This window comes from Pseudomonas sp. PS02302, from assembly GCF_029959585.1.
GTDB lineage: Bacteria > Pseudomonadota > Gammaproteobacteria > Pseudomonadales > Pseudomonadaceae > Chryseomonas > Chryseomonas aestiva.
On record NZ_JASCON010000001.1, the window covers coordinates 189,282 to 198,878 of the forward strand.

At 66.4% G+C, this 9,597-nt stretch carries 8 protein-coding genes; 5 read left to right on the forward strand and 3 right to left on the reverse strand.

Going from position 1 to position 9,597, the window contains the following annotated elements; genetic code table 11:
- Window positions 1-500: 500 nt before the first annotated feature.
- From gcvH to gcvT, 3 genes are all read left to right on the forward strand, one after another.
- Complete coding sequence (gcvH, locus tag QMX82_RS00920; RefSeq protein ID WP_007159937.1) at window positions 501-869, forward strand: glycine cleavage system protein GcvH; 369 nt, start codon at window positions 501-503, stop codon at window positions 867-869.
- Between the two features lie 7 nt (window positions 870-876).
- On the forward strand, window positions 877-3,732 hold the full coding sequence (gcvP, locus tag QMX82_RS00925; RefSeq protein WP_282280872.1) for an aminomethyl-transferring glycine dehydrogenase: 2,856 nt from the start codon (window positions 877-879) through the stop codon (window positions 3,730-3,732).
- 181 nt (window positions 3,733-3,913) lie between these two features.
- The gene (gene gcvT, locus QMX82_RS00930; RefSeq protein WP_273861100.1) at window positions 3,914-5,023 is read left to right on the forward strand and encodes a glycine cleavage system aminomethyltransferase GcvT; all 1,110 of its coding nucleotides are present in this window, start codon (window positions 3,914-3,916) and stop codon (window positions 5,021-5,023) included.
- Window positions 5,024-5,127: 104 nt separating this feature from the next.
- On the opposite strand, the gene QMX82_RS00935 is transcribed toward gcvT, so the two are convergent.
- Window positions 5,128-5,742: a glutathione S-transferase gene (locus QMX82_RS00935; protein WP_208693477.1), complete on the reverse strand. Its 615-nt coding sequence runs from the start codon at window positions 5,740-5,742 to the stop codon at window positions 5,128-5,130.
- Window positions 5,743-5,897: 155 nt separating this feature from the next.
- On the opposite strand from QMX82_RS00935, the gene QMX82_RS00940 reads away from it, so the two are divergent.
- On the forward strand, window positions 5,898-6,878 hold the full coding sequence (locus QMX82_RS00940) for a LysR substrate-binding domain-containing protein (RefSeq protein ID WP_282280873.1): 981 nt from the start codon (window positions 5,898-5,900) through the stop codon (window positions 6,876-6,878).
- On the opposite strand, the gene QMX82_RS00945 is transcribed toward QMX82_RS00940, so the two are convergent.
- Window positions 6,820-7,011 carry a hypothetical protein gene (locus QMX82_RS00945; protein ID WP_158895221.1) on the reverse strand — a complete coding sequence of 64 codons (192 nt, stop codon included), beginning with the start codon at window positions 7,009-7,011 and terminating at the stop codon, window positions 6,820-6,822. The genes QMX82_RS00940 and QMX82_RS00945 overlap by 59 nt on opposite strands.
- 243 nt (window positions 7,012-7,254) lie before the next feature.
- Here QMX82_RS00945 and QMX82_RS00950 point away from each other — a divergent pair, with 243 nt between their 5' ends.
- Window positions 7,255-9,213: a DNA topoisomerase III gene (locus QMX82_RS00950; protein WP_282280874.1), complete on the forward strand. Its 1,959-nt coding sequence runs from the start codon at window positions 7,255-7,257 to the stop codon at window positions 9,211-9,213.
- Here the strand turns inward: QMX82_RS00950 and QMX82_RS00955 are convergent.
- On the reverse strand, window positions 9,200-9,532 hold the full coding sequence (locus QMX82_RS00955) for an endonuclease domain-containing protein (RefSeq protein ID WP_208693480.1): 333 nt from the start codon (window positions 9,530-9,532) through the stop codon (window positions 9,200-9,202). The two genes, QMX82_RS00950 and QMX82_RS00955, sit on opposite strands and share 14 nt — an antisense overlap.
- Window positions 9,533-9,597 lie beyond the last annotated feature (65 nt).

A 9,597-nucleotide genomic window follows, 5' to 3' on the forward strand; every position in this document is an offset into this window, starting at 1 on the left:
GGTCTCTGCATCTATAGATACTGATAGATCGTGAGCCTGTCGGATCAAAATGAAAGAAAGGGCCAAGCAGTGTCGGCCCTTTCTGCTGAACAATGACCGCCTACCTCCTGGGCTGCCGGCTTGTTCAGTGCATTGAAGCGCGCTGCAGGCGTGCCTATCGCAAACGATCAGACCGACCATTCAGTCCATCTGTTTTCTGGCTAATAAAAGTATGCACTTGGCTCTGCGTGCCTCATGCCGTGGCGATCAATTTCCAGTCAAAATCGTGCAGCTGAACTGCCTGACCTAGCAGCCCAGCTATTTATGGATCGATTTCGATACGGTGTTCTTTAATCGTTACGGATATGGCCGTCTGGGGTGAAATGTCGTAACGATATCGTTACAGTGCAACTCTGCTTTTCTAGTTAAATTATTGAAAATAATGGATTTTATTCCTGGCATTACCCTTGCACTGCTAGACCTATCTATCCATCAGGACAAAGGTCCGCAGGAGTCTGGCAATGGGTCTGCGCTATACCGAAGAACACGAATGGCTGCGTCAGGAAGCCGATGGCAGCATTACCGTTGGCATCACCGACTATGCCCAGGACTCGCTCGGCGACCTGGTCTTCGTGCAATTGCCGGAGCTGCGCAGCTACGCCCAGGGCGATGAAGTGGCGGTGCTGGAGTCGGTCAAGGCAGCTAGCAACATCACCATGCCGCTGGACGGCGAGGTCCTGGCTGTCAACGAGGCGCTCAACGATGCGCCCGAAACCATCAACAGCGATCCGCTGAACGCCGGCTGGTTCTTTCGCTTCCAGCCCGCCAATGCCGAAGCCTTCGCCGCGCTGCTCGACGAAGCCGCCTATCAGCAACTGATCAAGGGGTAAGACCGCCATGTCGCTGCACGACACCTTCAGCACCGCCGACGAATTCGTCCCGCGTCATATCGGTCCGCGCGAGCTGGACGAGATCGCCATGCTGAACCTGCTCGGCTACGAATCCCTGGAGGCCATGACCGCCCAGGTGATCCCCGAGAGCATCAAGGGCACCAGCGTGCTGGACCTGCCCGCCGGGCTGTCCGAAGCCGACGCCCTGTCCGAGCTGCGCGCCATCGCCGGCAAGAATCGCCTGCTCAAGAGCCTGATCGGCCAGGGCTACTACAACACCCACACCCCGGCGCCGATCCTGCGCAACCTGCTGGAAAATCCGGCCTGGTACACCGCCTACACTCCCTACCAGCCGGAGATCTCCCAGGGTCGCCTAGAGGCGTTGCTCAACTTCCAGACGCTGATCGGCGACCTCACTGGCATGCCGGTGGCCAACGCCTCGCTGCTGGACGAGGGCACCGCCGCCGCCGAGGCCATGACCTTCTGCAAGCGCCTGGCGAAAAACAAGGCCAGCGCCTTCTTCGCCTCCGTGCACTGCCATCCGCAGACCCTCGACGTCCTGCGTACCCGCGCCGAGCCCCTGGGCATCGAGGTGGTGGTGGGCGTGGAAACCGAGATCGAGGATCACGGCCGCTTCTTCGGCGCGCTGTTCCAGTATCCGATGACCACCGGGGAGATCCGTGACTACCGGGAGAGCATCCAGGCCTTCCAGGCGGCCGGTGCCCTGGTGGCCATGGCCGCCGACCTGCTGGCCCTGACCCTGCTCACGCCGCCCGGTGAACTGGGCGCGGACGTGGCCATCGGCACCGCCCAGCGCTTTGGCGTACCGCTCGGTTTCGGCGGCCCCCATGCGGCGTACTTCGCCACCCAGGACAAGTACAAGCGTGACATGCCCGGTCGCGTCGTCGGCGTCTCCATCGACCGCCACGGCCACCCGGCCTATCGCCTGGCCCTGCAGACCCGCGAGCAGCACATCCGCCGCGAGAAGGCCACCAGCAACATCTGCACCGCCCAGGTGCTGCTGGCCAACATCGCCAGCATGTACGCGGTCTACCATGGTCCCGAAGGCCTGACCCGCATCGCCACCCGGGTGCAGCGGCTGACCAGCCTGCTGGCCGCCGGCCTGCAGCGCCTGGGCCACGAGACCCAGCACACTGCCTTCGACACCCTGACCCTGGTGTTCGGCGCGCGCACCGCCGCCCTGCACGAGGCCGCCCGTGCCCGTGGCTACAATTTGCGCGACGTCAGCGCCGAGGCCCTGGGCGTGTCCCTGGACGAGACCAGTACCCTCGCCGACGTCCATGCGCTGCTGGAGATCCTGGCCGACGGCAAGCCCGCGCCCCAGGTCGCCGAGCTGGGTGACGCCCAAGGCGTGGAGTTGCCCGCAGCGCTGCAGCGCCAGTCGGCCTTCCTGACCCATCCGGTATTCGCCAGCCATAGATCCGAGACCGAGCTGATGCGCTACCTGCGCAAGCTGGCGGACAAGGACCTGGCGCTGGATCGCACCATGATCCCGCTGGGCTCCTGCACCATGAAGCTCAACGCCGCCAGCGAGATGATCCCGGTCACCTGGGCCGAGTTCGGCGGTATCCACCCCTTCGCCCCGGCCGACCAGACCGAGGGCTATGCCCAGCTCACCACCGAGCTGGAGGCCATGCTCTGCGCCGCGACCGGCTACGACGCCGTCTCCCTGCAGCCCAACGCCGGCTCTCAGGGCGAGTACGCGGGCCTCCTGGCCATTCGCGCCTATCACGCGAGCCGCGGCCAGGGTGAGCGCGATGTCTGCCTGATCCCGGCGTCGGCCCACGGCACCAACCCCGCTACCGCCAGCATGGTCGACATGCGCGTGGTGGTGGTGGCATGCGATAAGCGCGGCAACGTCGATCTCGACGACCTGCGCGCCAAGGCCGAGCAGCACAGCGAGCGCCTGGCCGCGCTGATGATCACCTACCCGTCCACCCACGGGGTGTTCGAAGAGGCCATCCGCGAGATCTGTCAGGTGGTCCATGACCATGGTGGCCAGGTCTATATCGACGGCGCCAACATGAATGCCATGGTCGGTCTCTGCGCCCCGGGTCAGTTCGGCGGCGACGTCTCCCACCTCAACCTGCACAAGACCTTCTGCATCCCCCATGGCGGCGGCGGTCCGGGTGTCGGTCCCATTGGCGTCAAGGCGCATCTGGCACCCTTCCTGCCCGGCCATGCCCGGCTGGAACGCAAGGAAGGCGCGGTCTGCGCGGCGCCCTATGGCAGCGCCAGCATCCTGCCGATCTCCTGGATGTACCTGAAGATGATGGGCAGCGCCGGTCTGACCCGCGCCTCGCAGATCGCCATCCTCAGCGCCAACTATATCGCCCGCCGGCTGGAAGAGCACTATCCGGTGCTCTACAGCGGCACCGGTGGCCTTGTCGCCCACGAGTGCATCCTCGACCTGCGTCCGCTCAAGGACAGCAGCGGCGTGACCGTGGACGACGTGGCCAAGCGCCTGATCGACTTCGGTTTCCATGCCCCGACCATGTCCTTCCCGGTGGCCGGCACCCTGATGATCGAGCCCACCGAGAGCGAGTCCAAGCAGGAACTGGATCGCTTCTGCGACGCCATGATCGCCATCCGCGAAGAGATCCGCGCCCTCGAAGCCGGCACCCTGGATCCCCAGGACAACCCGCTGAAGAACGCGCCGCACACCGCGCGCGAACTGGCTGGGGAGTGGACCCACCCCTACAGCCGCGAGCAGGCGGTGTTCCCGCTGCCGAGCCTGGTGGACGGCAAGTACTGGCCGCCGGTGGCGCGCATCGACAACGTCTACGGCGATCGCAACCTGGTCTGCTCCTGCCCGCCGATCGAAGCCTACGGCGAGGCCTGACCCTCACCCCGGCCCCTCGCCCGAGGGGAGAGGAGAGCAGAGCTGCTCTTCCCCCTCTCCCCCTGGGAGAGGGCCGGGGTGAGGGCTGACCCGATCACCCACGTCGCGACCCCATAGCCCAGCGTTTGCTCACTCCTCCTGTAAGGAGCGAGCAAACCGCCACCCGACACGGAGCCCTACCATGTCCCTGCTCAAGACTTCGCTGCACGCCCTGCACCTGGAACTCGGCGCCCGCATGGTGCCCTTCGCCGGCTACGAGATGCCGGTGCAATACCCGCTCGGCGTGCTCAAGGAGCACCAGCACACTCGTGCCCAGGCCGGGTTGTTCGATGTGTCCCACATGGGCCAGGTCATGCTCGAAGGCGAGGAAGCCGCCGAGGCCCTGGAGACCCTGGTCCCGGTCGACATCATCGACCTGCCCAGCGGCATGCAGCGCTACGCCCTGCTGACCGACGACAACGGCGGCATCCTCGACGACCTCATGGTCGCCAACCTGGGTGACTGCCTCTACCTAGTGGTCAATGCCGCCTGCAAGGAAGCCGACCTCGCCCATTTGGAAAAGCACTTGGGCGATCGCTGCCAGGTGCTGCCGCAATTCGATCGCGCCCTGCTGGCCCTGCAGGGCCCTGCGGCTGCCGCGGTCCTGTCGCGCCTGGCGCCGGAAGTGGCCGAGATGACCTTCATGCAGGTGCGCCGCGTCAAGCTGCTGGACCAGCCCTGCATCGTCAGCCGCAGCGGCTACACGGGTGAAGACGGTTACGAGATCTCGGTGCCGAGCGCCGCCGCCGAAGCCCTGGCGCGCCATCTGCTGGCCGAGCCGGAAGTCGAGGCCATCGGCCTGGGTGCGCGCGACTCCCTGCGCCTGGAAGCCGGTCTCTGCCTCTATGGTCACGACATGGATGCCGGCACCACGCCGGTGATGGCCAACCTGGGGTGGGCGCTGTCCAAGGTGCGTCGTGAAGGCAACGGCCGCGCCGGCGGTTTCCCCGGTGCCGAGCGCATCTTCACCGAGCAGCGTGAGGGCGTGACGCGCAAGCGCGTCGGCCTGCTGGTGCAGGAGCGGGTGCCGGTGCGCGAAGGCGCGGAACTGGTGGATGCCAATGGCGCCAGCATCGGTCGCGTGACCAGTGGCGGCTTCGGCCCGACCCTGGGGGCGCCGGTGGCCATGGGGTATGTCGACAGCGACTTCGCCGCCCTGGATACCCAGCTGTTCGCCGTGGTGCGTGGCAAGCAGGTGCCGGTCAAGGTCGCCAAGACGCCCTTCGTGCCGCAGCGGTATTACCGCGGGTAATCCGTCGCCAATAACATCGCGGCCGTGGCGGTCCGGCGATGCGGCCGCTCCTACAGGGGGTGATGCTTTTGTAGGAGCGGCCCATGGCCGCGATGCTTTTGCCGTCACACCAGCGGATAATCCCGAAACACCGACAGCGCCTCCGCCTCAGCGGTCAGGGCCTCCAGCGTCGGGTAGTTACGCCGCTCGATCAGTCCCGGCAGGGCGAAGTGCAGGAAGGTCCAGGCCACCGCGGTGTCGATGGCATCCTGGTCGATGCTGCCTTCACTCAGCGGCGGACGCGGGCCCAGCCAGGCCTTGTCCAGAGCCCCACAGGCCGCGCGCAACTGCCCCTCCACCCGTTGCTGCCAGGGCGCATGGCGCTTCTCCTCCGGCCGCAGGTCACGCTCGTACACCAGCTGCACCGCCTTCTCGGACAGGGCCAGCGCCAGGCCGCTGCGACCGAGGGCGGTTGCCCGGGCCGCGTGGCCGCTCGGCCGCAATTGCCGACTGCCGCAGGCAAGGTGCTGGGCATAGTCCAGAATCAGCGACGAATCCATCAGCCGCTGGCCGTCCAGGCAGATCAGCGTGGGCGCCTTGAGCACCGGATTGAAGCTGCGAAAGCGCTCGACCTCGCGAAACAGCGACACCTGGCGCAGTTCGAAGGGCAGCACCAGCAGGCGCAGGGAGATCGCGACTCGCCGCACATAGGGGGAGTCGAGCATGCCAATGAGTTGCATGGGGGCATCCTGTCAGAAAGAGTGAATCCTGTTTCACGTGGAACGTCACCCGTGTTGCGCGTTTCACGCCAGGTGCCGCTCTGGACAAGACATTAAGGATTCGGGGAAGCTACTTCCAGCGAGAAAATCTGACGGAATAGTTAAGGAAGTCTTACATGTCGCGCGTACCGCCATTGAATGCCCTGCGCTGCTTCGAAGCGGTTGCCCGTCTGGGCAGCGTGACCCGTGCCGCCAGCGAATTGCACCTCACCCATGCCGCGGTGAGCCAGCAGGTGAAAGGGCTGGAGCACCAGCTGGGCATGGTGCTCTTCGAGCGCCAGGGGCGCGGGATCGAGGTCACCGGTGACGGTCGCGTCTATGCCGAGCAGGTCCGCCAGTTGCTCGAGGATCTGGGCGAAGCCACGCGGCGACTGCAGGCCCGGCCACGCCGCAACGAACTGGTGTTCGCCACCTTTCCCTCCTTCGCCACCCACTGGTTGCTGCCGCGACTGCCACGTTTTCGCGCCCTGCATCCGGAATACCGCATCCGCATCCAGACCAGCCTGGATTTCCAGGATCTGCGCCAGGGCATGGTGGATATCGGGGTGCGCATGGGCGAGGGACAGTGGGATGGCCTGACGGCGTTACGGCTGTTTCAGGACGATGTGCTGCTGGTAGCGGCGCCTGGTTACAACGGTGGGCAACTGCCGCGCAGCCTGGACGAGGCCCTCGCGCAGCCGCTGTTGCACACGGAGGAAACCTGGCAGCACTGGGGCGAAAAGGCTGGTCTGGGCGAAGCGGCGCCCAATCGCGGCATCAGCGTGAACGACTCCAATGTGGTGCTGGAGGCGCTGCGCCTTGGACAGACGCTGGCGCTAGAGCGGCGCAGCCTGGTGCAGGCCGCGTTGGACGAAGGTCGCCTGGTTCAGCTCAGTCCGGTGGTGGCGCCCTATCCCTATGCCTACTGGCTGGTCTGGCCGGAACGCGCCGAATCGGCGGAAAAGCAGGAGCGCTTCACCACCTGGATCCAGGCCGAGGTCGCGGCCTATCTGGCCGCTGGAGACGCCGACGCCCGCTTAGGGCGCCGGGCGGAAGGTCTTAGCGCAGCAGCAGCTTGCGACGGCCGTCGGGCCAGACTTCCCAGAGTTGATCGTTGATGCGCTGCACCTGGCTGGTGGTACGGCGCATGGCCGCAATGCTGGCCCGCAGGGCCTGGCCACTGGCGGTGTCGACGAAATTTCCGGCGCCGGTGCTCTCGGCCGTGGCGCGATCCATAGCTACAGTATTCATTGACGCCTCCCAGAGCTCGGCTAAAGACGGCGAAAGTGCCGTAGCCCAAGGACCGGCCGTCACGGGCAAGATTCCGCTCCCCCGGCAGCAGCCGTTCAAGCTGTGATCCACGTCCTACGGGCGCTGTGGCCCATTAAGCGAATTTGCGCAAATGCCGCTTTCTGTACGGATATACAGATTAGTCCTTGCACCGCTCGCGCGGCCTTTGCATCCTGTGGTGATTCCCCTCCTGTGACGCCCGCCATGCAGCTGTATCTCTGCGAAAAGCCCTCCCAGGCCAAGGACATCGCCCGTGTCCTCGGCGCTACCCGTCGCGGTGAGGGCTGCCTGCAGGGGCAGGGTGTGACCGTCACCTGGTGCATCGGCCACCTGCTGGAAACGGCGCCACCGGACGCCTATGACGCGCGCTATAAGCGCTGGTCGCTGGACGACCTGCCGATCGTCCCCGAGCAGTGGAAGCTGCAGGTCAAGAAGACCACCGGCAGCCAGTTCAAGGCGGTCAAGCGCCTGCTGGGCGAGGCCAGCGAACTGGTGATCGCCACCGATGCCGATCGCGAAGGCGAGATGATCGCCCGCGAGCTGGTGGAGCATTGCCGCTATCGGGGGCCGATTCGCCGGCTATGGCTGTCGGCGCTGGATGACGTCTCCATCCGCCGCGCCCTGGCCGCGCTCAAGCCCGGCGCCGAGACCTATGGGCTCTATCAGTCCGCCCTGGGGCGCTCGCGCGCCGACTGGTTGATCGGCATGAACATGAGTCGGCTGTTCACCCTGCTGGGGCGTCGCTCCGGCTACCAGGGCGTGCTCTCGGTCGGGCGGGTGCAGACCCCGACCCTGCGCCTGGTGGTGGACCGCGATCGCGCCATCGCCGCCTTCGTGCCGGTGCCCTTCTGGACCGTGGAGGCGATGCTGGACGCCGCGGGCAGTCGCTTCCAGGCGCAGTGGCAGCCGCCAGCGGATGTCTGTGACGACCAGGGGCGCTGCCTCAAGCCCGAGGTGGCCCAGGCGGCGGCGCGGGTCATCGACGCGGCCGGGCAGGCGCGGCTGGTCAAGCTCAAGACCGAGCGCATCCGCGAGGCGACGCCCTTGCCCTTCGATCTGGGCACCATGCAGGAGGTCTGCTCCAAACGTTTTAATCTCGGCGCCCAGCAGACCCTGGACGTGGCTCAGGCGCTCTATGAAAAGTACAAGCTGATCACCTATCCGCGCAGCGATTGCGGCTACCTGCCGCTGTCCCAGCATGCCGAGGCGCCGGCGCTATTGGCCGCCTTGCTGAGCGCTGATAGCGGCCTCGCACCCCTGCGCGACCATCTGGACGCCAGTCGCCGCTCACGGGCCTGGAATGATGCGAAGGTCAGCGCCCACCACGGCATCATCCCGACCCAGGTGACCCGCGACCTGGGGCGTTTGAGTCCGCAGGAGCGCAACGTCTATGGCCTGATCCGCGCCCGCTATCTGGCGCAGTTCCTGCCACAGCACGAATTCGATCGCACCCAGGCCGACTTCGAGGCGGGCGGCGAACGCCTGCGGGCCACCGGCAAGCGGCTGGTGGAAGCGGGCTGGCGTCGCGCCCTGCCCGAGTCGCTCACGCCGCCCAAGGGCCGCGAGGCGCCACCACCCCAGGCGCTGCCCGAGTTGCGCGAGGGTGAGTGCTATCCGGTGGTGGAGGTGCGCTGCAAGGAGCAGCTGACCCAGCCGCCCAAGCCCTTCACCGAGGGCGATCTGATCAAGGCGATGAAGAACGTCGCCAAGCTGGTGGAGGATCCAGCGCTCAAGCAGAAGCTCAAGGACACCACCGGCATCGGCACCGAGGCGACCCGCGCCAGCATCATCCAGGGCCTGCTGGATCGCGGCTACCTGGTCAAGCAGGGCAAGGCCCTGGCGGCGACGCCGGCGGCCTTCGGCCTGATCGACGCCGTGCCCCGGGCCATCGCCGATCCGGGCACCACGGCGCTCTGGGAGCAGGCGCTGGATCGGGTGCAGGAAGGTGAACTGAGCCTGGCCGAATTCGTCACCAAGCAGTCGGCCTGGATGGGCAAGCAGGTGGAGCGCTATCTTGGCCTGACCCTGACCATCAGCGGTCCGCCGCCGGCGGGCAAGGGCGCGCCCTGGAAGAAGAAGCGGCGTACCGGCGGGACCAAGGCCAAAGCCAAGCCCGGTGGCGCACCGCCGCGCGCGCGCAAGCCCAGGGTCAAGCCTGGCTGAGGGCGGTGTGCAGGCGTTCGAGGACGGCGTCGGGCTGGGTCAGGAGATCGTGGTTCCAGAAGCGCAGGACCTGGAAGCCCTGGGCCTCCAGCCAGGCATCGCGCTCGCGGTCGGTGGCGCTGCCTTGATGCTGGCCGCCATCCAGCTCGATCACCAGCCGTGCTTCCAGGCAGACGAAGTCCAGGATGTAGCGGCCATAGGGATGCTGACGGCGGAATTTATGGCCCTGTAGACGCTTGCCGCGCAGGTGCTGCCAGAGCAGGCGCTCGGCGTCGGTCTGGCCGCGGCGCAGGGCGCGGGCATGGGTGAAGAGGGGCATGGGAATCCTTTCCCTGGGGGGGCTTGGCGTTGGGGTTACCCTCACCCCAGCCCTCTCCCGGAGGG